Raw genomic sequence first — 24,206 nt, 5'->3', positions numbered from 1 at the left:
GATTGGCCATGACTACACACTTTCGTCGTAAAGCCTTGCACGCCGCGCTTTTCGCGCTGGCATCTTCTGCATTTGCCGCACAGGCCGCTGATGTTCCTCAGGTAAAAGTCACTGTGACTGATAAACAGTGCGAACCGATGAACATTACGGTTAACGCCGGTAAAACTCAGTTCATCATTCAGAACAACAGCCAGAAAGCGCTGGAGTGGGAAATCCTGAAAGGGGTGATGGTGGTTGAAGAGCGTGAAAACATCGCACCAGGTTTCTCGCAGAAAATGACTGCCAACCTGCAAGCGGGCGAATACGACATGACCTGCGGCCTGCTAAGCAACCCTAAGGGCAAGCTTATCGTTAAAGCGGCGGGCGATCAGACTGCACCGAAAAACGACCTGATGGCATTGGCCGGGCCAATCACCGAATACAAAGCTTATGTGACTGCCGAAGTTGCAGAATTGGTTAAAGGCACAAAAGCCTTTACTGACGCGGTGAAAGCCGGCGATATCGAAAAAGCTAAATCTCTGTATGCGCCAACACGCCAGCATTACGAGCGCATCGAACCTATTGCTGAACTGTTCTCGGATCTCGACGGCAGCATTGATGCCCGCGAAGATGATTACGAGCAGAAAGCCAATGATCCAAAATTCACTGGTTTCCACCGTCTGGAAAAAGCGCTGTTTGGTGATAACTCCACTAAAGGCATGGAAAAATATGCCGATCAGCTCAACAGCGACGTGCTGGATCTGCAAACACGTATTTCTGAACTGGCATTCCCACCAAGCAAAGTTGTCGGCGGTGCTGCGGGCCTGATTGAAGAAGTGGCGGCCAGCAAAATCAGTGGTGAAGAAGATCGCTACAGCCACACTGACCTGTGGGACTTCCAGGCAAACGTTGATGGTGCACAGAAAATTGTTAACTTGCTGCGCCCGTTGCTGACTAAAGACAACGCGCCATTGCTGGCAAAAGTGGATGCCAACTTCAAGAAAGTGGACACCATTCTTGCTAAATACCGTACTAAAGACGGCTTCGAGACTTATGACAAACTGACCGATGCACACCGCAATGCGCTGAAAGGGCCGGTAACGGCGCTGGCAGAAGATTTGTCACAACTGCGTGGCGTACTGGGTCTGGACTAGTTTTTATGGAAGATAAAAATAAAAACGGCGGGCATATTCCGGCTCGCCGCCGCTTACTGAAAGGTTTGGGCGCGCTCGGTGGCGCCCTTGCCGTTGCGGGCGGATGCCCAGTGGCTCATGCGGCGAAACAAGAGACTTCTCCTGGCACATTACCCCCAGATGCGCGCATGGAAAAACAACCGTTTTACGGTGAGCATCAGGCTGGTGTACTGACGCCACAGCAAGCTGCAATGATGTTGGTTGCCTTTGATGTGTTGGCCAGTGATAAAGCTGACCTTGAGCGTTTATTCAAGTTGCTGTCTGCGCGTTTCGATTTCCTCACCACGGGTGGGCCTGCGCCGGATACCCCTAATCCACGGATGCCACCGATGGACTCAGGGATTCTTGGTGCGCAGATTTACCCGGATAACCTGACTTTTACGCTCTCTGCGGGAGCATCGTTGTTTGATGAGCGCTTTGGGCTGAAAGGGCAGATGCCGAAAAAGCTGCAAAAGATGGAGCGCTTCGCTAATGACTCGTTGGATGCCAGCTTGTGTCATGGTGATTTGCTGATCCAGATTTGCGCGAATACAGCGGATACGGTTATCCATGCCTTGCGAGATATCATCAAACACACGCCGGATCTGCTAAGCGTGCGTTGGAAGCGCGAAGGGTTTATCTCCAACCACGCAGCGCGTTCGCGTGGCAAAGAGACACCTATCAATTTGTTAGGATTCAAAGACGGTACGGCGAACCCTAACAGCGCAGACAAACCGCTGATGAATGATGTGGTGTGGGTGACGGCAGATCAGCAAGAGCCAGCATGGGCGGTAGGCGGCAGCTACAAGGCCGTGCGTATTATTCAGTTCCATGTTGAGTCCTGGGACCGAACGCCGCTAAAAGAGCAGCAGACTATTTTTGGCCGCGACAAACATAGTGGTGCGCCGCTTGGCATGAAGAATGAGCACGACGAGCCGGACTATGCAGCAGACCCTGATGGTAATGTGATTGCGCTGGATGCTCATATTCGTCTGGCGAACCCGCGCACTAAAGAGACGCAGTCCAACCTGATGATGCGCCGTGGTTACAGCTATTCATTGGGTGTATCAAAGTCCGGGCAACTGGATATGGGATTGTTATTTGTCTGCTTCCAGCATGACCTTGAGAAGGGTTTTTTGGCTGTGCAGCAACGTCTTAACGGCGAAGCGCTGGAGGAGTACGTGAAGCCGATTGGCGGTGGGTACTTCTTTGTATTGCCGGGTGTTGTGGATAAGCAGCACTATTTAGGGCAAGGGCTTCTGGAAGCTTGATTCTGTAATCTCGAAATCACTTCATCCTAAGCATCCCCTTCTTCTATATAAGAAGGGGATGCTTAACTTTCTCTTCTCCTGCTAATTTTTCTTTTGCTAACAATTTGCCTGCCAGGTATTCATTCAATTTCTATATGTCTACATCATTGATATAAAAGTGTAATATTTTTATGTCATAAATTTAATAAGCGAATGACGAAACGCGAATGTTGATTTAAAGTAAAATAAAAGTTGCAATTTAGATAATTTTTGATGTAATTAAAGCACGAGCGGTAGTTCCCGGCTGTGAATCTTAATCACAATGGAGATCGCGAATGGTAGGGTCCTGTACTGGACGATTGAGCAAACTTCTTACCCGCACTACCCAGCGCGGAGGTGTCTCCTCCGGCTTCGCTATCTTCACCGCTAAAAAACCTGATCCTTTTACAACTCAATGTATTAACGATGCGCTAAGCGGCGTAATTCGTCTAACTGGTGCATCCTCTCAACCGGCAGTTCATGGCTTAAAAGGAAGCCAAACCTCATCCGTTAGTGAACATAATCGCGCACTGTGTTGTGGCGCGGGAAATGAAACCAACTGTAAGGTGCCATCCATGGGAAGACAGAAAGCAGTGATCAAAGCTCGTCGTGAAGCAAAACGTGTGCTGAGACGGGATTCGCGTAGCCACAAACAACGCGAAGAGGAATCGGTCACAACGCTTGTGCAGATGAGCGGCGTTGAATCTATCGGTATGGCAAGAGATTGCCGTGATAACTCCCCGATAGCGGCGCGAAATGAGGCTCAGGAGCACTATCTTAACGCCATCGAGAAAAAGCAGCTGATATTCGCCACCGGTGAAGCCGGGTGCGGCAAAACGTATATCAGTGCGGCGAAAGCCGCTGAGGCCCTGATACATAAGGATGTCGACAGGATAATTGTCACCCGCCCGGTCCTGCAAGCTGACGAAGATCTCGGCTTCTTACCTGGGGATATTTCGGAAAAATTCGCTCCTTATTTCCGCCCGGTGTATGACATCCTGGTGCGACGTTTAGGGTCGTCTTTTATGCAGTACTGTCTGCGTCCCGAAATTGGCAAAGTAGAGATTGCGCCGTTCGCCTATATGCGCGGACGTACCTTCGAAAATGCGGTGGTTATTCTTGATGAGGCGCAGAATGTCACCGCAGCGCAAATGAAAATGTTCTTAACGCGCCTTGGGGAAAACGTGACGGTCATCGTCAATGGCGATATCACGCAATGCGATTTGCCACGGGGTGTTAAGTCCGGCCTGAGTGATGCTCTGGAACGTTTTGAAGAAGATGAAATGGTAGGTGTAGTTCGCTTTGGCAAACAAGATTGTGTGCGCTCGGCCCTTTGCCAGCGCGCATTGAATGCCTACGACTGATTTCTGGTGTGAAAGAATTGTAAAGCCCAAACTCTGTTTGGGCTTTTTTCTTTGCGCGAATTATTTACCCAAAATGTGAAGGGTATCAAAACGGATGGTCAAGGAGAGACAATTTTGGGCTCCATAATATTATTCCCCGCCGACGTGTTGCCGTATACTTCTCTCAACAAGAAACAATCAGAACTTTCCAATCAGTCCCTTTTGCAGGCGTGGGTTGTGCTGATTTCAGACATGCAGGCTATTGCAACGTGAGGAATTTATTATGACCAAAAGACGTATCTACCTATTTTGTTCTGCCGGGATGTCCACCTCATTGCTGGTATCAAAAATGAAGGCGCAGGCAGAGAAGTATGAAGTGCCTGTAATTATCGAAGCCTGGCCTGAAACTCTGGCTGCTGAAAAAGGCAAGGATGCGGATCTGGTATTACTTGGACCACAGATCGCTTATATGCTGCCAGAAATTCAGAAAGTATTACCAGGTAAACCGGTAGAAGTTATTGATTCAGCAATGTACGGCAAAATTGATGGGTTAGGCGTGCTGAAAGCAGCAGTCGCATCTATCAAGAAAGCAGCAAATAATTAATTTTATATTTTGTTTTATTTTTCCGTCAAAGAACGACCTTACACAACCTGGCCGCAAGACTCTTGCGGCAATAAAGGAAATTCCAAATGAGTAAAGTCATTGATTCACTTGAAAAGATATTGCTTCCTTTCGCAGTGAAAATTGGGAAGCAACCGCACGTCAACGCAATTAAAAATGGTTTCATCAAATTAATGCCATTGACCCTTGCCGGGGCCATGTTTGTATTAATCAATAACGTATTTCTGAGTTTTGGCGCTGGTTCATTTTTTTATTCTTTAGGTATTCGTTTAGACCCCTCAACCATTGAAACCCTTAATGGGTTAAAAGCCATTGGCGGCAACGTATATAACGGTACGTTAGGTATTATGTCGCTAATGGCTCCTTTTTTCATTGGTATGGCGCTAGCTGAGGAACGTAAAGTTGACCCTCTTGCAGCCGGTTTATTATCCGTTGCGGCATTTATGACTGTTACTCCATATAGCGTAGGCGAAGCTTATGCTGTTGGCGCTAACTGGTTAGGTGGTCAGAATATTATTTCCGGTATTGTTATTGGTCTGGTTGTCGCGGAGCTATTTACTTTCGTTATCCGCCGAAACTGGGTAATTACTTTGCCAGATAGTGTGCCGACATCGGTATCACGTTCTTTCTCTGCATTAATTCCAGGCTTTATTATCCTGTCTATTTTCGGGATTATTTCCTGGCTGCTGGCAAATCACGGTAGCAACTTCCACCAGATCATTATGGACTCTATCTCTACGCCGCTGGCGTCGATGGGTGCGGTAGTGGGCTGGGCGTACGTTATCTTCAACTCCCTGCTGTGGTTCTTCGGTGTGCATGGTTCGCTGGCGCTTACTGCGCTGGACAACGGCATCATGACCCCATGGGCGCTGGAAAACATCGCAATCTACAACCAGTACGGCTCTGTACAAGCGGCACTTGACGCGGGTAAACAGTTCCACTTCTGGGCGAAACCAATGCTCGACTCCTACATCCTGTTGGGTGGTTCTGGGGCGACACTGGGCTTAATTATCGCAATCTTCATGGTTTCACGTCGCGCCGACCACCGTCAGGTTGCGAAACTGGCACTGCCGTCAGGTATCTTCCAGATTAACGAACCTATCCTGTTCGGTCTGCCAATCATCATGAACCCAGTTATGTTCATCCCGTTTGTGCTGGTTCAGCCGATTCTGGCAGCTATCACACTTGCGGCTTACTCTCTGGGAATTATTCCACCGGTTACCAACCTGGCACCGTGGACGATGCCTACAGGCCTGGGCGCCTTCTTCAACAGTAACGGTAGTATCGCAGCATTGTTAGTCGCACTGTTTAACTTGGGTGTCGCGACATGTGTCTACATCCCATTCGTTATCCTGTCTAACAAAGCGCAGGCTGTAATCGAAGAAGAAGAAAGCGAAGAAGATATTGCTAACGCACTGAAGTTCTAAGTAGCTTGGGTTGGGGATAGGGTTATCCCCAACCGTTTTAAACCGGGAGAGAATTTGATGTTTGATTTAGAAAATGCAGTAGAAAACGAAGTAGATACTAACGACCTTGAAGAAGTGGTAATGGGTTTAATCATCAACTCTGGACAAGCCCGCAGCCTGGCTTACGGCGCACTCAAAATCGCTAAAACCGGTGATTTTGAAAAGGCATGGGAGTTGATGGCGCAGTCTCGTGAAGCGCTGAACCAGGCGCACCTGGTACAGACCAAACTGATTGAAGGTGACCAGGGCGAAGGCAAAACTAAAGTGAGCCTGGTGCTGGTTCATGCACAGGATCACCTGATGACTTCTATGCTGGCGCGTGAGCTGGTTACAGAACTTATTGAGCTTCACGAAAAAATAAAATAAGTTGGAGTCCCTATGCAGCCACCGGTAATCAGTATGGAAATCAATACGGCACGCGAGAGCCAGCTTTTTGATGGTCAACATTTCCACATGTTCATCCACAACAAAGTCGAAAGTGTCTCCGGGCTGCACCAGCATGATTATTACGAATTCACGGTGGTATTGACGGGACGTTATTACCAGGAAATCAACGGTAAACGTGTGCTGTTGGAAAGAGGGAGTTTTGTTTTCATTCCACTCGGTTCTTATCATCAAAGTTTTTATGATTTTGGTGCGACCCGAATTTTGAATGTTGGTATTAGTAAGGCCTTTTTTGAACAGCATTATTTACCGTTATTCCCAGCGTATTTTATTGCGTCACAGGTTTATCAAATTAAGAATGAATTTTTGACTTATATTGAATCTGTGACTGCTTCATTAAACTTCCGTCAGGGCGAGTTTAGTGAATTTCTTGAGATGGTGACGTTTTATATTGTGAACCGTCTGCGTCATCATAAAGAATCTGAGTCAGGTGGTGATATTCCTGGCTGGTTAAAAAACACCATCGAGTTGATGCATGGCAAGTCGATGTTTGGTGATAAAGCATTAGTGAATATGGTGGAGTTGTCCGGTAAGTCACAGGAGTACTTAACCCGTGCTACACAGCGCCACTATGGCAAAACACCGATGCAAATTATCAATGAGATAAGAATTAATTTTGCCAAGAAACAACTGGAGATCACGAACTATTCTGTCACCGATATTGCTTTCGAGTCCGGTTACAGCAGCGCCAGTATGTTTATTAAAAACTTTAAGAAGTTAACTTCTTTTACCCCGCAGCATTATCGGAAGCAGTTATACAGCATTAAATAACTTGTAAATGTATTAATGATGGTTGGTCTTTGGCTCCAGTAAAATTAATTACTGGATATAACCTTCAATAATACATCTATAGATCTCACTTATATCGAGCGAAAGTTCTAGCGGAGTCCTCATGAGTAAAAAATTGAAAGTCGTCACAATCGGTGGTGGTAGCAGCTATACCCCTGAATTACTCGAAGGTTTTATTAAACGTTACGAAGAATTGCCGATTACTGAATTATGGCTGGTTGATGTTGAGGCGGGTAAAGAGAAACAAGATATTATCTTCGACCTCTGCTTGCGTATGATTGAACGCGCGGCAGTGCCAATTGCACTGTATAAAACCCTCGATCGCCGCGAAGCCTTGGTTGATGCCGATTTTGTTACTACGCAATTGCGTGTTGGGCAACTTAAAGCCCGTGAACTTGATGAGCGTATCCCACTAAGCTATGGCTATTTGGGCCAGGAAACTAACGGTGCGGGTGGTTTGTTTAAAGGCCTGCGTACTATTCCGGTGATTTTCGACATCATTAATGATGTGAAAGAGATCTGCCCAGACGCATGGGTTATCAACTTCACTAACCCGGCCGGCATGGTAACCGAAGCGGTATATCGCCACACTGACTTCAAAAAATTCATCGGTGTTTGCAACATTCCAGTGGGCATGAAAATGTTCATTAAGGATGTATTGAAACTCGCACCAACAGATGAGTTGAATATCGATTTGTTCGGCCTGAACCACATGGTATTCATCAAAGATGTCATCGTTAACGGCACTTCTCGCTTTGACGAACTGCTTGATGGCGTGGCGTCCGGTACGCTGACTGCAGGTTCGGTGAAAAACATCTTTGATCTGCCATTCAGTGAAGGTCTGATTCGTTCTCTGCGCCTGCTGCCGTGCTCTTATTTGCTCTACTACTTCAAGCAAAAAGAGATGCTGGCTATCGAAATGGGCGAGTTCTACAAAGGCGGCGCGCGCGCAACCGTTGTGCAGAAAGTTGAGAAGCAACTGTTCGAACTCTACAAAGACCCTGCGTTGAATGTGAAACCAAAAGAGTTGGAACTGCGTGGCGGGGCTTACTATTCTGATGCGGCTTGTGAAGTTATCAGCGATATCTATAACGACAAGCAAAGCGAGCATTACGTTAACGTACCACACCATGGGCATGTTGATAATATTCCTGCTGACTGGGCGGTTGAAATGACCTGTACCATCGGCCGTGATGGCGCCACCCCAAGCTCGCGCATCACTCATTTTGATGAAAAAGTGCTGGGCCTGATTTACACCATCAAAGGGTTCGAAGTGGCGGCCAGTGAAGCGGCGCTTAGCGGAAACTTTAATGATGTTCTGCTGGCGTTGAATCTAAGCCCGCTGATTCATTCTGATAAAGATGCCGAGAAAATTGCCCGCGATATGCTGTTAGCTCACGAAGCTAATCTGCCAAACTTTGCAAAAGCAATCGCTGCACTTAAATAACTGGAGGCCTTCCCTGCAAAGGGAAGGCAGCTTACCGAGGCGACAATGGATAAGTTATTAATTGTTAACGCGGACGATTTTGGGCTGTGTAAGGCGCAAAATTACGGAATTATCGACGCATTCACCAACGGTGTAGTGACGTCTACCACCGCGATGGTTAACGCCGCAGGTATTGAACATGCTGTTGCACTCAGTGCAAAACATCCAGGTCTGGCTATTGGGATGCATTTTGTACTGACGCTGGGTCGACCATTATCTGCAATGCCAGGCCTGGTTGATGAAAAGGGCGAGTTGGGTAAATGGATTTGGCAGCGAGCGGAAGATGACACTCTGCCACTTGCCGAAATCGAGCAAGAGTTGGCGTGCCAGTTCGCGAGATTCGTCGAATTATTTGGCCGCAAACCTACGCATCTCGACAGCCATCACCATGTGCATATGATCCCGCAGATCTATCCGATCGTCGAAGCCTTTGCGAAAGAGCAGGGCGTGGCAATCCGTTTTGATTACGATGCTGCCATACCTGGCGGGCTTGAGTGCCAGGGCGTAAAAACGGCGCAAGGTTTTGACAGTGGTTTTTATGGTGAGGCGATATCGGAAACGTTATTCCTCGATACACTTGACCGTTCCATGGCGCGTGGTGAGCAATCGTTAGAAATAATGACTCACCCTTCCTTTATTGATAACACCATTCTTAACAGCAAGTATTGCTATCCACGTCTTGCTGAACTGGATGTACTGACTTCTGCGTCGTTAAAATATGCGATTGCGGAACGTGGCTATCGGTTGGGTTCGTTTAAAGATTTGTAGTCTCCAGGGGCAATGGTTCAAACCATTGCCCTTTTTGTCACACTGATTTTGTCAGCATGATGAAAAGGCTGTCGACCACATCAGGTGCTTGCTCATAAAGATTAAGATTCTCCGGCTGCATTAGCCAGTTTTTGATGATCCCGCTCAGATAGCCATGAATAAGCGTTATGGTGAGATCGATATTAGTATTAACAGGAATTTGACCTTTCGAAATACAATTGCGTAATATCTTCCTCATTCTTTCCCGGTTAAACCAAAAACGCTCTCTTATTTCCCTCTCCGAATACATTTCCCCAGTAAATTCACACGTATGATAAAGAATTTGTAGTAATTCGTGCTGGCAACGATCGGTAGCAATGAATCTTAAGGCCTCAATAATCATTTCACGAAGCAGTATTAAATCGTTATCGTGATATTTCGCTTTAAGTTTCTTTCTTATCTCTTCACCGATATAAGGTTGAGTGTTCCAGATTTCATTAAATAACGAGACCTTACTATCGAAATGCCAGTAAATCGCACCACGAGTCATGCCCGCTGCATCGGCAATGTCAGCAAGTGTGGTAGTAGATACGCCATTTTTAGCAAAAAGTGTGATTGCGACATCGATCAGGTGCTGACGCGTTTTTAATGCCTCAGCTTTAGTTTTTCTGGCCATAGTTAATTAACTCTTTCTGGATGTTAGTTACAAGAATTAACAGGGTTAAATATTATTTTTCTTTTAGGTGTTATTTAAAAACGGTTTCTAATTAAATAAAGAATTATTGTGGGCTTTAAATTTTTCGATGTCCAGTAGCGATATGGAAGATTATACATACAAGCATGAATCATTAATCGATAAAGCCTCTGTTAAGCTAATTCCCTCTATATCCATTACAAAATTAGACTTTAAACAGAGAACTTTTCACATGGCGAAGTTTTTTATCGAGCGCCCCATATTTGCCTGGGTGCTGGCGATCATTTTGATGCTGGCGGGTGTCCTGTCGATCATTAATTTGCCAGTGGCGCAGTACCCGACAATCGCTCCACCTGCGGTTGCCATTAACGCAACCTACCCAGGAGCAGACGCCAGTACTGTTCAGGATACCGTGACCCAGGTTATCGAGCAGAACATGAATGGTCTGGATAACCTGATGTACATGTCTTCTACCAGCGATGCCTCAGGTAGTGTGACGGTGACGCTTACCTTCAAGTCAGGCACCGATCCAGATATCGCGCAGGTTCAGGTGCAGAATAAACTTCAGCTCGCCATGCCTTTGTTGCCGCAAGAAGTGCAGCAGCAAGGAATCAGTGTGAAGAAGTCCTCCAGCAGTTTCCTGATGGTTGCCGGTTTTATCTCGGAAGATGGCAGCATGAGTCAGGACGACATCGCTGACTATATTTCCTCGAATATTAAAGACCCGATTAGCCGTACGGCGGGGGTGGGAGATGTGCAACTTTTCGGGGCGCAATATGCAATGCGTATCTGGCTTGATCCTAACGAGCTAAATAGATACCAACTCACCACTCTTGATGTGATTAACCAGATAAAAACCCAGAATGCGCAGGTAGCCGCGGGGCAACTGGGTGGCACTCCAGCCATTCCGGGCCAGCGGTTGAATGCTTCTATTATTGCGCAGACTCGTTTGCGCGACCCCGAACAGTTCGGGCACCTTTTGCTCAAGGTGAAGGCAGACGGTTCCAAAGTTCAATTACACGATGTCGCCCGCATTGAACTGGGTGGTGAAAATTATAACGTTATCGCCCGCTACAACGGAAAACCGGCTGCGGGTATTGGGATAAAATTGGCGACGGGTGCTAACGCGCTGGATACCGCCAAAGCCGTCCAGACACAAATGGCCCGCCTGCAACCCTTTTTCCCGCACTCCTTGAAAGTGGTGTACACCTACGACACCACGCCATTTATCAAAATCTCCATTCGCGAAGTATTTAAAACCCTGGTTGAAGCCATCATTCTGGTCTTCCTGGTGATGTACCTATTTTTACAGAACTTCCGCGCAACGCTGATTCCTACCATTGCCGTGCCGGTTGTGTTGCTCGGCACTTTTGCTGTGCTCGCTGCGTTCGGTTACTCCATTAATACATTAACGATGTTTGGCATGGTGCTGGCGATAGGCTTGCTGGTGGACGATGCCATTGTGGTGGTGGAAAACGTTGAACGCGTGATGGCTGAAGAGGGACTGTCCCCTAAAGAAGCAACCCAAAAATCAATGTCGCAGATACAAGGGGCGCTGATAGGGATCGCGATGGTGCTCTCGGCGGTGTTTATTCCGATGGCGTTTTTCGGTGGTTCGACCGGGGTTATTTATCGCCAGTTCTCGATAACAATTGTTTCGGCAATGGCACTGTCGGTGTTGGTTGCGTTGATCCTCACCCCTGCGCTTTGTGCCACTTTGCTCAAACCGGTCGTCAAAGGTAGCCATGGTAAACCCCGTGGCCTATTTGGCTGGTTTAATGCTCGTTTTGAGCAAAGTACCCACCATTACACCAATAGCATAAGGCTGATTTTACGTTCTACCGGGCGCTATATGGTGGTTTATGTCTTGATTGTTGCGGGCATGGCAGCACTCTTCCTTCATTTACCTACCTCATTTTTGCCCGAAGAAGACCAGGGCGTTTTCCTCACTATGGTGACTTTGCCCGCAGGAGCGACGCAGGCCAGAACTGAGAAAATCATGGATCAGATAACCGATTACTACCTGACTCATGAATCCGCCAATGTTGATTCAGTCTTCACCGTTAATGGCTTTAGTTTTAGCGGCAAAGGCCAGAACAACGGCCTGGCTTTTGTGCGTTTGAAAGACTGGAGTAAACGCCCTGGCAAAGAGAATGAAGTGACCGCTATCGTGGGTCGCGCAACCCGCGCTTTTAGCCGAATTCACGAGGGAATGGTATTTGCTTTTAATCTGCCCGCAATTACGGAGCTGGGCACTGCCACAGGTTTTGACTTTGAATTAATCGATCAGGCAAGTCAGGGCCATAAGGCGTTGACGCAAGCGCGAAACCAACTTTTAGGCATGATTTCCAAACGCCCGGATTTGCTGGTGCGCGTGCGCCCTAATGGGCTGGAAGATACACCGCAATTTAAGTTGGTAGTTGATCAGGAAAAGGCGCAGTCGCTGGGCGTTAGCATTTCCGATATTAACCAGACTATTGCCACTGGGTTGGGCAGCACTTACGTCAATGACTTCATCGACCACGGACGTGTGAAAAAAGTTTACCTTCAGGGGCGGGCATCGAACCGTATGCTGCCGAGCGATATCAATACCTGGTATGTGCGCGGAAGCAGTGGGCAAATGGTGCCGTTTTCCGCTTTTGCCAGTTCACACTGGATCTATGGTTCACCACGACTTGAACGCTACAACGGTCTGCCTTCTATGGAGATCCTTGGTGAAGCGACTCCGGGTAAAAGTACCGGTGAAGCTATGTTACTGATGGAAAGTCTGGCCGAGAAATTACCCGCGGGTATTGGTTTTGACTGGACCGGCATGTCTTACCAGGAACGTTTATCCGGTAATCAGGCCCCGGCTCTGTACGCCATCTCGTTGCTGGTTGTCTTCTTATGCCTGGCGGCACTCTATGAAAGTTGGTCAATTCCGTTCTCAGTCATGTTGGTGGTACCACTTGGCGTCATCGGCGCACTGCTTGCGGCCACGCTGCGTGGATTAAATAACGACGTTTATTTCCAGGTTGGGTTGTTGACCACCATTGGCCTGTCGGCCAAAAACGCCATTCTGATAGTCGAGTTCGCCAAAGATCTTATTGATAAAGAAGGTAAAGGATTAATTGAAGCCACGCTCGACGCGGTGCGTATGCGCCTGCGCCCAATTCTCATGACTTCGTTGGCATTTATTCTCGGTGTTATGCCTCTGGTGATTAGCCGCGGAGCGGGGAGTGGTGCGCAGAATGCCGTCGGTACAGGCGTTATGGGCGGGATGGTTTCCGCAACGCTGCTGGCGGTCTTTTTTGTCCCGGTATTTTTTGTCGTGATTAGCCGCCGCTTTGGTAAGGCGAAATAACAGGAATACGTTGCCGGTGGGTTTCATTTCCCCATCGACGTTCGGTTTTTACTTTAAGAGTCATGCTTTAAGGAATCGTAATGAAGAAATATGGCGAGTTCATCATCCTGTCATCCATGCTGTTGTTAGCAACGGGTGCCTTAACGGGTTGTAATGATAAAGGCGACGAGAAGGCAGCAATGCCCACGCCGCAGGTCAATGTGTTTACCGTTAAAGCGGCGCCACTGGCTGTGACGACTGAACTTCCAGGGCGTACCGATGCTTTTCGTGTGGCGGAAGTTCGCCCGCAGGTGAGCGGCATTATCCTGAAACGTAACTTTGTTGAAGGCAGCGATATCGTTGCTGGAAATTCCCTCTATCAGATTGACTCGGCCACGTATCAGGCCGCCTGGAATAGCGCACAAGGCTCACTCGCAAAGGCTAAAGCTGCTGCAAACATTGCACATTTAACAGTGAAACGTTATGTGCCATTGCTCGGTACCAGTTACATCAGCAAGCAGGAATACGATCAGGCCGTCGCGAACGCACAACAGGCTGATGCAGAAGTGAAAGCTGCGCAGGCTGAAGTGGAAAATGCGCGCATTAACCTCGCTTATACCAAAGTCACCTCGCCAATCGATGGGCGTATTGGAAAATCGAATGTCACCGAAGGGGCATTAGTGACAAACGGGCAGGCCTCGTCGCTGGCTACTGTTCAGCAGCTTGACCCAATCTACGTTGATGTCACGCAATCCAGCACTGACTTTATGCAACTGAAACAGGCTGTGGAAAAGGGCAGTTTGCAAAAAGCGAACGGTAAAACTACGGTGCAATTGCTTATGGAGGATGGTCAACCTTATCCGCTAAATGGCGATCTGGAGTTCTCCGATGTCACTGTTGATCAAACGACTGGCTCCATTACCTTGCGAGCCGTATTCCCCAATCCGCAGCATCAATTACTGCCAGGTATGTATGTGCGGGCAAAAATCGATGAAGGCATTCAGCCCGAAGCGATTTTAGTGCCGCAACAGGGGGTCACGCGCAATCCGCGTGGTGACGCCACCGTGATGGTGGTCGACGAGAATAATAAAGCGGTCGTCCGCGAAGTGGTGGCCCCTCAGGCGATTGGTGATAAATGGCTGGTAACCAAGGGTGTGAAGCCTGGCGATAAAATCATCGTCAGCGGGCTTCAGCGCGTGCGTCCTGGGGTCGCTGTCCAGATAGTGCCAGATAGCGCTGACACTCAAACACGCTAAGGTTTGCACAATGGCTAAGTTTTTTATCGAACGACCAATTTTTGCCTGGGTGCTGGCGATCATTTTGATGATTGCTGGTGGCTTGGCAATTTTACAGCTTCCGGTCGCACAGTATCCAACGATTGCGCCACCGGCTGTTGCGGTGACGGCAACCTATCCTGGTGCTGATGCCCAGACGGTGCAGGATACCGTGACGCAGGTTATCGAACAAAATATGAACGGTATCGATAACCTGATGTATATGTCCTCCACCAGTGATTCTGCGGGTGGCGTGACTATTACCATGACCTTCAAATCAGGCACCAGCCCGGATATTGCGCAAGTCCAGGTGCAGAACAAGCTGCAACTGGCGATGCCATTACTGCCACAAGAAGTGCAGCAGCAGGGGATTAGTGTCGAAAAATCCTCGAGCAGTTTCTTGCTGGTAGCGGGTTTTATCTCTAATAACCCAAGCCTGACACAGGATGATATTTCCGACTATGTGGCATCGAATATTAAAGATGCAATCAGCCGAACCAACGGGGTGGGGGATGTGCAGCTATTTGGCGCCCAGTACGCGATGCGTATTTGGCTTAATGCGAATGCGCTGAACAAATACCAGCTTAATCCGGGCGATGTAGTCAATCAGCTCAAATTGCAGAATGACCAGGTGGCTGCCGGGCAACTCGGTGGCACGCCTGCGGTTAAAAATCAGCAGCTTAACGCATCGATTATTGCGCAGACACGCTTACGTGATCCGGTTGAGTTCGGCAAAGTAACCATGAAAGTGAACCCGGATGGTTCAGTTGTTCATTTAAGCGACGTGGCGCGCATTGAGCTGGGTGGTGAAAACTACAATACGGTTGCGAAAATTAATGGCCAGGCGGCGGCAGGCCTGGGAATTAAGCTTGCGACGGGTGCAAATGCCCTGGATACCGCTGCCGCTATCAAGTCAAAGCTGGCCTCACTACAACCTTACTTCCCCCAAGGGATGACGGTTGTTTATCCCTATGACACCACGCCGTTTGTGAAAATATCCATTCACGAGGTGGTGAAAACACTGTTCGAAGCGATCATCCTGGTGTTCCTGGTAATGTATCTCTTCTTGCAAAATCTGCGCGCCACGCTGATTCCGACTATCGCGGTGCCGGTCGTATTACTGGGGACATTTGCCGTCCTATCTGCCTTTGGCTACTCGATAAACATCCTGACGATGTTTGGCATGGTGTTAGCGATAGGCCTGCTGGTGGATGATGCGATCGTGGTGGTGGAAAACGTTGAGCGCGTGATGGTCGAAGAGCATCTCTCACCGAAAGAAGCCACCAGGAAATCGATGAGCCAGATCCAGGGGGCGTTAGTCGGTATCGCTATGGTGCTGTCGGCGGTGTTTATTCCGATGGCCTTTTTCGGTGGCTCGACCGGGGCAATTTATCGCCAGTTCTCGATTACTATCGTTTCGGCAATGGCGCTTTCGGTGTTGGTTGCTTTGATCCTGACACCAGCACTCTGCGCGACTTTGCTAAAACCAGTTGACCCGCAGGTGCATGAAAAAACGGGCTTCTTTGGCTGGTTTAACAAGAAATTCAACCAAAGTGCTCATCACTACACAGATAGTGTCAGTAACATTTTACGCAGCACCGGGCGTTATTTACTGGTGTATGTGATTATTGTTGCAGGAATGGCGGTGCTATTCCTGCGTTTACCTACCGCATTCCTGCCCGAAGAAGATCAGGGTGTGTTTATGACGATGGTGCAGCTGCCCGCTGGTGCGACGCAGGAAAGAACACAAAAAGTGCTCGATCAAATCACCGATTACTACCTGAATACCGAAAAAGCCAACGTCGAATCCGTGTTTACGGTGAATGGTTTTAGCTACAGCGGGCAGGGGCAAAACTCCGGGATTGCCTTTATTAGCCTGAAACCCTGGGAGGAACGGTCTGGAAAAGAGAATGCGGTCGGTGCGATTGTTGAACGCGCGACCAAAGCATTTGGTCGGATTCATGATGGACTGGTGTTCCCGTTTAACTTACCGGCGATTATCGAATTAGGTACGGCGACGGGTTTTGACTTTGAACTGATTGACCAGGCAAACCTTGGCCATCAGCAATTAACGCAGTCCCGTAATCAATTATTGGCGATGATCGCCAAACATCCTGAGATATTGACGCGTGTTCGCCCTAATGGGCTTGAAGACACCCCACAGTACAAGCTGGAAATTGACCAGGAAAAGGCGCAAGCCCTTGGCATTAGCCTTGCGGATATTAATCAAACCATAGCCAGTGCTCTGGGTGGTACTTACGTGAACGATTTTATCGATCACGGCCGCGTGAAGAAGGTTTATGTGCAAGCTGATGCCCGCTTCCGCATGTTGCCGCAGGATATTAATAATCTCTATGTCCGTGGTAGCTCTGGGCAAATGGCTCCACTTTCGGCATTTTCGTCATCGCACTGGATGTATGGTTCGCCGCGTCTGGAGCGATATAACGGTTTGCCATCGATGGAACTATTGGGCGAGGCAGCACCGGGAAAAAGTACCGGAGAGGCCATGGTGTTAATGGAGCAATTGGCTTCAAAATTACCCGCTGGAATAGGCTATGACTGGACGGGAATGTCATATCAGGAAAGGCTTTCTGGAAACCAGGCTCCTGCACTCTATGCCATCTCGTTAGTGGTCGTGTTCCTTTGTCTGGCTGCACTCTATGAAAGCTGGTCGATACCATTCTCGGTCATGCTGGTTGTGCCATTAGGCGTGGTTGGCGCACTTCTGGCGGCGGTAATGCGGGGAATGAATAACGACGTTTATTTCCAGGTCGGATTGTTGACCACTATTGGTCTGTCGGCGAAGAATGCAATTCTAATCGTCGAATTTGCTAAGGACCTGATGGAAAAGGAAGGCAAAGAGATAATAGAGGCCACGCTTGAGGCAGTGCGTATGCGTCTGCGACCTATCCTGATGACATCACTGGCATTTATTCTGGGGGTGATGCCACTGGTATTAAGCAGCGGTGCTGGCAGCGGGGCGCAGAATGCAGTGGGCACAGGGGTAATGGGCGGAATGCTCTCGGCAACCTTGCTCGCCATCTTCTTTGTGCCGGTGTTCTTTGTGGTGATACGAAAACGGTTTAGCAAAGGTAAGGTATAACAGCACTGACAAGCCCGAACTAAGGTTCGGGCTTTTTTATGGTAAATCGTGCACCCCTACAAAACCATTTGAAACCGGGTAGGCCGGATAAGCGCAGCGTCATCCGACAGGCAGAACACAAAATCCAGACGAAAAAAAGCCCGCATTTTCATGCGGGCTCTTCTTAGAAGATGGCGGTGAGAGAGGGGTTCGAACCCTCGATACGTTGCCGTATACACACTTTCCAGGCGTGCTCCTTCAGCCACTCGGACACCTCACCGTTTTGAATCTGTTGCCAATATCATGGGGCAACGGGGCGCTACTATAGGGAGTAGACCGCATTCGGTCAAGTTTAATCTTCTGTTTCTATACCGTTTGGTCAAGGCATGAACGATGCCGGATTTTAGGCAAAAAAAAGTCTGAACGCGAATTCAGACTTTCTCCTGGAATATGGCGGTGAGAGAGGGGCTGACTGCGCTGCGCTTGCCCTACGGGCGTCATGGCCGCAAGCGTCCCTGACGTCCAAATGCTAAAGCATTTGTCGAACCTCGGGTCGAGGGTTCTCACCCATCTCTCCACGGGTTTCGGGCGAAAAAAAAGCCCGCATTTACATGCGAGCTCTTCTTTAAATATGGCGGTGAGAGAGGGGTTCGAACCCTCGATACGTTGCCGTATACACACTTTCCAGGCGTGCTCCTTCAGCCACTCGGACACCTCACCGTTTTGTTGTTCCCTGACATCTGGAACGGGCGCTAATGTAGGGAAAAGAACGGCCTGCGTCAATTCACTTTTGAGTAAATCTGGTGCGTTCAGCCAAACTTCAAGCAACTTGCTTCTTAAAACAGCATTACACGCTGATTTTTTATTACATTCATCTCATGTATTGTTTAGGGCTGCGCGTAAGCCTAAGAATAAATGGAGAAAGCATGGACATTATTTTTCATCACCCAACATTTAATACGCAACTGTGGCTGGAAGGTATGCAGCAGCAACTTCCTGGTGTCACGGTTCGCCAATGGCATCCTGGTGATAACCAGCCTGCGGATTACGCCCTGGTGTGGCATCCCCCGGTGGAGATGCTCAGTGGGCGCGAGACGCTGAAGGGGGTATTTGCATTGGGAGCGGGTGTGGACTCTATTCTGAGTAAGCTTCAGGCTCATCCGGATATGCTGCCAGCAGGTGTTCCACTATTTCGCCTGGAAGATACCGGTATGGCGCTGCAGATGCAGGAATACGCGGTGAGTCAGGTATTGCACTGGTTCCGTAGGTTCGATGATTATCAGGCATTAAAGCAGCAGGCAAAATGGCAGCCGCTGGATGATTATCGCCGTGAAGACTTCACTATCGGGCTGCTTGGCGCGGGTGTACTGGGCGGGAAAGTTGCAGAAAGCCTGGCGGCCTGGGGGTTCCCGGTGCGTTGCTGGAGCCGCAGCAAAAAAGAGTATCCGGGCGTAACCAGCTTTGCGGGTACTGAACAACTGGGTGACTTCCTTAAAGGCACTCGTGTGTTGATTAACCTGCTGCCGAATACTCCACAAACTGTGGGTATTATTAACAGCCAGTTGCTCAATCAACTAGCGGATGAGGCTTACGTTATGAACCTGGCGCGTGGGGTGCATCTGGTTGAAAGTGATTTGCTCGCCGCTCTTGAGAGTGGAAAAGTGAAAGGGGCGATGCTCGATGTCTTCGCCAAGGAGCCGCTTCCAGTGGAAAGCCCACTGTGGAAACACCCGCGTATTGCCATAACCCCGCATCTGGCAGCCGTCACTCGTCCTCAGGAAGCAATGGAATATATTGCCAAAACGATTCGCCAGATTGAAAACGGTGAGTCGCCGAGTGGCCAGGTTTCTTTGCATCACGGTTATTAATGCACAGCCCGGCTTGCGCCGGGCTAAAAAACCACGGTGATAACTGCTATCCTTGCGAGAAAGACATATAAGGAGAGAGCCATGTATCCCGTTGACCTGCATATGCACACCGTCGCCAGCACCCACGCCTATAGCACCCTTCATGACTACATTGCGATTGCTAAAAGCAAAGGCATCAAGTTGTTTGCTATCACCGATCACGGCCCGGACATGGCTGACGCGCCTCATTACTGGCACTTTGTGAATATGCGCATCTGGCCGAGATTGGTTGATGGTGTCGGTATTTTGCGTGGTATCGAATCTAATATAAAAAATACCGCTGGTGAAATTGACTGCACCGGGCCGATGTTGGACTCACTGGATCTGATTATCGCTGGTTTCCATGAGCCTGTTTTCCCGCCTCAGGATAGTGCTACTCACACCGAAGCGATGATTGCTGCAATGGCGAGTGGCAATGTCCACATTATCAGCCATCCAGGCAACCCGAAATTCCCGGTCGATATTCCTGCTATAGCGCAGGCGGCAGCAAAATATAATGTCGCGCTGGAGCTCAATAACTCCTCATTTACTCATTCACGTAAGGGTAGCGGCCCGAACTGCCGTGCGATTGCTGCCGCAGTGCGTGATGCCGGTGGCTGGTTATCGTTGGGTTCAGATTCCCACACCGCCTTTACTCTCGGGGATTTTGATGAGTGCCGCAAAATTCTCGACGAAGTTGAGTTCCCGGAAGATCGTATTCTGAATGTTTCAGTCGCCCGTATGCTTGGCTTCCTTGAAGCTCGCGGTATGGCGCCAATCGAAGAGTTCGCCACACTTTAATTTCTATTTGTTAAATCTCTACTAAATGGATCGTTAGCATGAATGAGTTTTCAATTATTTGCCGCATTTTAGGATCACTTTATTATCGCCAGCCTCAGGATCCGCTTTTGGTTCCATTGTTGACGATGATCCGCGAAGGCAAACTGGCAGAGCACTGGCCGCTGGAACAAGATGAGTTACTGACTCGTCTGCAACAGAGCTGCGATCCTCAACAACTGGCTGCTGATTACAATGCGCTGTTTATTGGTGAAGAGTGTAGCGTGCCGCCTTATCGCTCAGTATGGGAAGCTGGTAGTAATGAGGGCGATGTGCGCGAGTTTCTAAAACAGCGCGGCATGCCGCTTGCCGAAACACCTGCCGATCATTTTGGTACTTTGTTGCTGGCAGCCTCCTGGCTTGAAGATCAGTCACAGGAAGATGAGTTTGAAGCGCAAGTTCGCTTGTTTGACGACTATCTGATGCCGTGGGCTGGCACTTTCCTTGGCAAAGTCGAAGCGCATTCTACAACGCCGTTTTACCGCACACTGGCGTTAATTAGCCGTGAAGCCATTCAGGCAATGCGCGATGAACTTGAAGAATCTGACGATGAGTAATGTGATTTAAATCACATATAAAGTGCAACTTGGATTTTTGGTTTACAAAAAATGTGCGGCAGATCGTAGTCGAACGATAAGGCTCTGCTATGATGTGCCGCTATGAACATACTTATCTCTCTTGCATTGACCACCGGTATTCTCTCTGGCCTCTGGGGTTGGGTTGCGGTGAGTCTTGGTTTAATCAGTTGGGCAGGCTTCCTTGGTTGCACCGCATATTTTGCGTGTCCGCAAGGCGGTATCAAAGGTCTTTTCATTTCTGCATGCACATTATGTAGCGGCGTATTATGGGCTCAGGTCATCATTCACGGTAGTGCGATAGCGCCTCACCTGGAGATTTTGGGCTACATGGTTACGGGCGTTGTGGCATTTCTGATGTGTATCCAGGCTAAGCATATGTTGCTCTCGTTTGTACCGGGTACATTTATTGGTGCTTGCGCGACCTTTGCAAACCAGGGTGAATGGCGGATTGTCGTGCCTTCTTTATTACTTGGTCTGGTGTTTGGTTTTGCGATGAAAAATAGCGGACTGTGGCTTGCAGCACGGAAAACGAAGTCTGAATCTCAAGTGATAGCCGAATAAATAAAAAAACCAGCCGAGGCTGGTTTTTTACTATCTGTTGATTATCAAGATTCAGGAGGTACGGACATCTCTCTGTATTTAGCCAGTATCGGATTGTTAATATCTTTCGGATTTTGTAGATCCCACAAGCCGCGATTAATACCATCATTAACCAGATAAATAACCCCTGTTTCTATTGCTGACATCAGACACATCATTACAGGTTCATTGGTGGTGTAGCCGATTTCACCTTCCAGTAAGCGTTGATAATCAACGAAACGGAATACCCCGGCCTGCACTTCATAAGACAAAATTGTTTTGCTGGTATTGACCGATGACAATACTTCACCGGTACTAACATTTACTACTCGTAAATTCACTGCTATTTGATCAAGCTGATATTGTGTCTCGCCACCGATACCAAAGTAGCGTGCGCCAACACCGCCCGATTTCACGTTGCTTTCATAACCGATAATTGAACCTTCAACCATCACGTTTGCCGCTATTAGAGAATCTAGTGGTCTACGGTTGTTCTCTGCAACGGTGCCATTTTCCTGAGCTGCACGAATGATCTTACGTTCGTTTAACAGGTTTTGCAGGCCCTGACGTTCCAATGGAACAAACCAGCGTGAATCTTTTAAAGCAGTAACCAACATAGAGGTTGCGCTCTGTGGTACCGCGGTTGAAAAGTTACTTGCAGGATAGGGTTTAAATTGCCCTGTTTCATCCTGAATATTATAAACTGAGACAAACAGCTTACCTTTTGTCGGTGGTAAGTGGGTTAAGTCACGGTAACTTTGTGCCCGAGGCAAAAGTGTAGGTTTCGCAGCTTCTTTAGGTGGTGCGGTTAAACAACCACTTAATAAACACACTGCTACGATGAGAAGTAAGCGCTGCATAATGTTTATCCTTAAATACTTTTTTTGTCGTTTAATGCCCACTAAAAATTAGTAGCGTTGTTTTGTAATCCTGAGACATCAATTATGGAAATCTGGCCAGTTTTACGGTCAGTGACGCTAAGTCGTAACTGACCATCAACGTTAGCAATGTCTACGATAAAGTCGTTTGTGACCATCCGGCCTGGTTTACCGGTATTTATATTGGTCAATAACCCACCGAGCAGCTGCGACTGAATTGCGGAAGTAAAACTATCCAGTGCAGAAGGCGCGGTATAACCAAAATCACTTGAGCTAGGGTCTTTATAGGAATTCTGAGCCTGTGCCTCATTAAGTAAAAAGGACCCATTATTTGGGTTACCACCAAAATTAGGGTTTATAAACTGAAAAGTCATATTTCCTCCCCAGGATAAAGGGGATATCAGCAGTAAAGATAAAACTGCATGAGTGATACGCATGACAGCCTCCTAAAATTCGTCGCTGGTTAAATCACCGGTACTCAATAATGTTTTATCAATTTGCCGGCGTTTAATTGCTTCATCAGTCTGGATTAATGCAATAGTGACATTTCGGTCAAAATCACGTTTTGAGGGGAATAAAAAAGCCTGATAGATGACATCCTGATCAACAGTAATGGTTATCCAGCTTCCCCAACGGGCACTGGGCCGCTCATTTATGGTTAAGTTTCCGGTAAAACTGCTTTCCCACTTGTCACTAAAGGCACGATAAAACTCATGCCCTACAGATGAAACGGTGTGATCCGTCAACAATCCGGGAACTTCCACTTCTACGGCGCGAGCGCCCCCGGAGGCGCAGACTAATACTGACGCCAGCAGTAAAGCAGCTTGTAATTTCATCGCCTTATCGCCTGAGATTATCGTTTGCCCAGGAAACCGCCTGAGTGCGATTTTTTACGGATATCTTTTTGAAAAGGTTATAGAGATGCGTTTTTACCGTATTTTCACTTATAAATAGCGACTGAGCGATTTCGATATTCGAGGCACCAATACGCAATTTATTAAGTATTTCCTTTTCACGGTGAGTCAGAAGGGAGGACTCAACATTATTGAAACGATAATTCCCTGAGTGATTAATAAGATAGCTGGCTAACTTTTGCGAGAAGTAGCATTCTCCATCCATTACACCACGGATACCCTCTACCACACGCGGTTCTTCCTCTGACATATAAAACACACCATTAATATGTGGCCAATTTTCTATGTCACGGAATTGATACTCTTCAGGAGTGTTTAATAACAACAACTTAATGCTGTTATGTTTACGACTTAAGTTATCTTGCCAATAGTTAATCAGCTTTTTATCGGCCTCGACCATATCGAAAAGCACCACAACATTTCCAGCGACCTCTTCAAGAGAGCGTTGAATATTATGAAGTTTCCCATTTATAGAGAGTGAGGATTTTAAATGCTGTAATAACGCAGTAGCTTGTAGCGAGGGTTTTGTGATCAACAATAAACTTTGAGCACTTAACGCCTGACTATTTATTGTATGGGCTTCATTAAACATGATGAAACTCCGTCCGAGTTTGCGCATCAATCAGCTGAATTAACAGAAAGTTAATTCACCAGAAGTACTGATAGGTGCTGCACTGCTGTGTTTGAAATTAATATAACACTGTCAAATATCGTTAAGTTACGACCTGACTTAATGTGTTAAACAAAATGTTACTGCTGATTTCAATCTAGCGGTTACTAATCTTAAAGCAAGTGTTAAAGCTGTTACAGGATGTAACTGTAGAT

General features: G+C 47.9%; 21 protein-coding genes and 2 tRNA genes. 16 read left to right on the top strand and 7 right to left on the bottom strand.

Annotation, left to right across the window (positions count from 1 at the left end; all coding sequences use genetic code 11):
• The first annotated feature begins 8 nt into the window (after positions 1–8).
• The 9 genes from efeO to chbG all read left to right on the top strand — a co-directional run bounded on the left by efeO (position 9) and on the right by chbG (position 9,358).
• Positions 9–1,133 carry an iron uptake system protein EfeO gene (gene efeO, locus LVQ77_RS05675; protein WP_232903898.1) on the top strand — a complete coding sequence of 375 codons (1,125 nt, stop codon included), beginning with the start codon at positions 9–11 and terminating at the stop codon, positions 1,131–1,133.
• Positions 1,134–1,138: 5 nt separating this feature from the next.
• On the top strand, positions 1,139–2,422 hold the full coding sequence (efeB, locus tag LVQ77_RS05670) for an iron uptake transporter deferrochelatase/peroxidase subunit (protein WP_232903897.1): 1,284 nt from the start codon (positions 1,139–1,141) through the stop codon (positions 2,420–2,422).
• 593 nt (positions 2,423–3,015) lie between these two features.
• Complete coding sequence (phoH, locus tag LVQ77_RS05665; RefSeq protein ID WP_208326128.1) at positions 3,016–3,804, top strand: phosphate starvation-inducible protein PhoH; 789 nt, start codon at positions 3,016–3,018, stop codon at positions 3,802–3,804.
• A gap of 262 nt (positions 3,805–4,066) precedes the next feature.
• The gene (locus LVQ77_RS05660; RefSeq protein ID WP_034456265.1) at positions 4,067–4,387 is read left to right on the top strand and encodes a PTS sugar transporter subunit IIB; all 321 of its coding nucleotides are present in this window, start codon (positions 4,067–4,069) and stop codon (positions 4,385–4,387) included.
• Between the two features lie 86 nt (positions 4,388–4,473).
• Positions 4,474–5,832, top strand: a complete 1,359-nt coding sequence (chbC, locus tag LVQ77_RS05655) for a PTS N,N'-diacetylchitobiose transporter subunit IIC (RefSeq protein WP_034456264.1) — start codon at positions 4,474–4,476, stop codon at positions 5,830–5,832.
• Between the two features lie 57 nt (positions 5,833–5,889).
• Positions 5,890–6,237 carry a PTS N,N'-diacetylchitobiose transporter subunit IIA gene (chbA, locus tag LVQ77_RS05650; protein WP_232866517.1) on the top strand — a complete coding sequence of 116 codons (348 nt, stop codon included), beginning with the start codon at positions 5,890–5,892 and terminating at the stop codon, positions 6,235–6,237.
• A 12-nt stretch (positions 6,238–6,249) separates the two neighbouring features.
• The gene (gene chbR / locus LVQ77_RS05645) at positions 6,250–7,086 is read left to right on the top strand and encodes a transcriptional regulator ChbR (protein ID WP_232903896.1); all 837 of its coding nucleotides are present in this window, start codon (positions 6,250–6,252) and stop codon (positions 7,084–7,086) included.
• A 121-nt stretch (positions 7,087–7,207) separates the two neighbouring features.
• Positions 7,208–8,551, top strand: coding sequence for a 6-phospho-beta-glucosidase (locus tag LVQ77_RS05640; protein ID WP_154149441.1), 1,344 nt, complete (start codon positions 7,208–7,210; stop codon positions 8,549–8,551).
• Between the two features lie 45 nt (positions 8,552–8,596).
• On the top strand, positions 8,597–9,358 hold the full coding sequence (gene chbG, locus LVQ77_RS05635) for a chitin disaccharide deacetylase (protein ID WP_232866514.1): 762 nt from the start codon (positions 8,597–8,599) through the stop codon (positions 9,356–9,358).
• Positions 9,359–9,395: 37 nt separating this feature from the next.
• Here chbG and LVQ77_RS05630 read toward each other — a convergent pair whose 3' ends face one another.
• Positions 9,396–10,013, bottom strand: a complete 618-nt coding sequence (locus LVQ77_RS05630; protein WP_232866511.1) for a TetR family transcriptional regulator — start codon at positions 10,011–10,013, stop codon at positions 9,396–9,398.
• Between the two features lie 250 nt (positions 10,014–10,263).
• Between LVQ77_RS05630 and LVQ77_RS05625 the strand changes: the two genes are divergently transcribed.
• From LVQ77_RS05625 to LVQ77_RS05615, 3 genes are all read left to right on the top strand, one after another.
• Positions 10,264–13,374 carry an efflux RND transporter permease subunit gene (locus tag LVQ77_RS05625; protein ID WP_232903895.1) on the top strand — a complete coding sequence of 1,037 codons (3,111 nt, stop codon included), beginning with the start codon at positions 10,264–10,266 and terminating at the stop codon, positions 13,372–13,374.
• 80 nt (positions 13,375–13,454) lie between these two features.
• The gene (locus LVQ77_RS05620) at positions 13,455–14,609 is read left to right on the top strand and encodes an efflux RND transporter periplasmic adaptor subunit (protein WP_232903894.1); all 1,155 of its coding nucleotides are present in this window, start codon (positions 13,455–13,457) and stop codon (positions 14,607–14,609) included.
• 10 nt (positions 14,610–14,619) lie between these two features.
• A complete protein-coding gene (locus LVQ77_RS05615) occupies positions 14,620–17,730 on the top strand; it encodes an efflux RND transporter permease subunit (protein ID WP_232903893.1) in 3,111 nt (1,036 codons plus the stop codon).
• A gap of 171 nt (positions 17,731–17,901) precedes the next feature.
• Here LVQ77_RS05615 and LVQ77_RS05610 read toward each other — a convergent pair.
• Both LVQ77_RS05610 and LVQ77_RS05605 read right to left on the bottom strand, forming a co-directional pair.
• Positions 17,902–17,989, bottom strand: a tRNA-Ser gene (locus tag LVQ77_RS05610).
• A 352-nt stretch (positions 17,990–18,341) separates the two neighbouring features.
• A tRNA-Ser gene (locus tag LVQ77_RS05605) sits at positions 18,342–18,429 on the bottom strand.
• A gap of 206 nt (positions 18,430–18,635) precedes the next feature.
• Between LVQ77_RS05605 and ghrA the strand changes: the two genes are divergently transcribed.
• From ghrA to LVQ77_RS05585, 4 genes are all read left to right on the top strand, one after another.
• Positions 18,636–19,577: a glyoxylate/hydroxypyruvate reductase GhrA gene (ghrA, locus tag LVQ77_RS05600; RefSeq protein ID WP_232865578.1), complete on the top strand. Its 942-nt coding sequence runs from the start codon at positions 18,636–18,638 to the stop codon at positions 19,575–19,577.
• Positions 19,578–19,658: 81 nt separating this feature from the next.
• Positions 19,659–20,396 carry a phosphatase gene (locus tag LVQ77_RS05595; RefSeq protein ID WP_232865577.1) on the top strand — a complete coding sequence of 246 codons (738 nt, stop codon included), beginning with the start codon at positions 19,659–19,661 and terminating at the stop codon, positions 20,394–20,396.
• Between the two features lie 38 nt (positions 20,397–20,434).
• On the top strand, positions 20,435–20,989 hold the full coding sequence (locus tag LVQ77_RS05590) for a TorD/DmsD family molecular chaperone (protein WP_232903892.1): 555 nt from the start codon (positions 20,435–20,437) through the stop codon (positions 20,987–20,989).
• A gap of 102 nt (positions 20,990–21,091) precedes the next feature.
• Positions 21,092–21,571, top strand: a complete 480-nt coding sequence (locus LVQ77_RS05585; RefSeq protein ID WP_232865576.1) for a DUF1097 domain-containing protein — start codon at positions 21,092–21,094, stop codon at positions 21,569–21,571.
• A gap of 44 nt (positions 21,572–21,615) precedes the next feature.
• On the opposite strand, the gene csgG is transcribed toward LVQ77_RS05585, so the two are convergent.
• From csgG to csgD, 4 genes are read right to left on the bottom strand one after another with little or no spacing between them, the layout of a single operon-like run.
• On the bottom strand, positions 21,616–22,449 hold the full coding sequence (csgG, locus tag LVQ77_RS05580; protein WP_154149421.1) for a curli production assembly/transport protein CsgG: 834 nt from the start codon (positions 22,447–22,449) through the stop codon (positions 21,616–21,618).
• A gap of 41 nt (positions 22,450–22,490) precedes the next feature.
• Positions 22,491–22,904: a curli production assembly/transport protein CsgF gene (gene csgF, locus LVQ77_RS05575; protein WP_154149419.1), complete on the bottom strand. Its 414-nt coding sequence runs from the start codon at positions 22,902–22,904 to the stop codon at positions 22,491–22,493.
• A 9-nt stretch (positions 22,905–22,913) separates the two neighbouring features.
• Positions 22,914–23,303, bottom strand: a complete 390-nt coding sequence (gene csgE / locus LVQ77_RS05570) for a curli production assembly/transport protein CsgE (protein ID WP_154149417.1) — start codon at positions 23,301–23,303, stop codon at positions 22,914–22,916.
• A gap of 4 nt (positions 23,304–23,307) precedes the next feature.
• The gene (gene csgD / locus LVQ77_RS05565; RefSeq protein ID WP_232865575.1) at positions 23,308–23,973 is read right to left on the bottom strand and encodes a biofilm master transcriptional regulator CsgD; all 666 of its coding nucleotides are present in this window, start codon (positions 23,971–23,973) and stop codon (positions 23,308–23,310) included.
• Positions 23,974–24,206 lie beyond the last annotated feature (233 nt).

This window comes from Buttiauxella cochleicola, from assembly GCF_021282435.1.
Taxonomy (GTDB): domain Bacteria; phylum Pseudomonadota; class Gammaproteobacteria; order Enterobacterales; family Enterobacteriaceae; genus Buttiauxella; species Buttiauxella massiliensis.
This window is presented reverse-complemented; position numbering and strand designations above follow the sequence as displayed.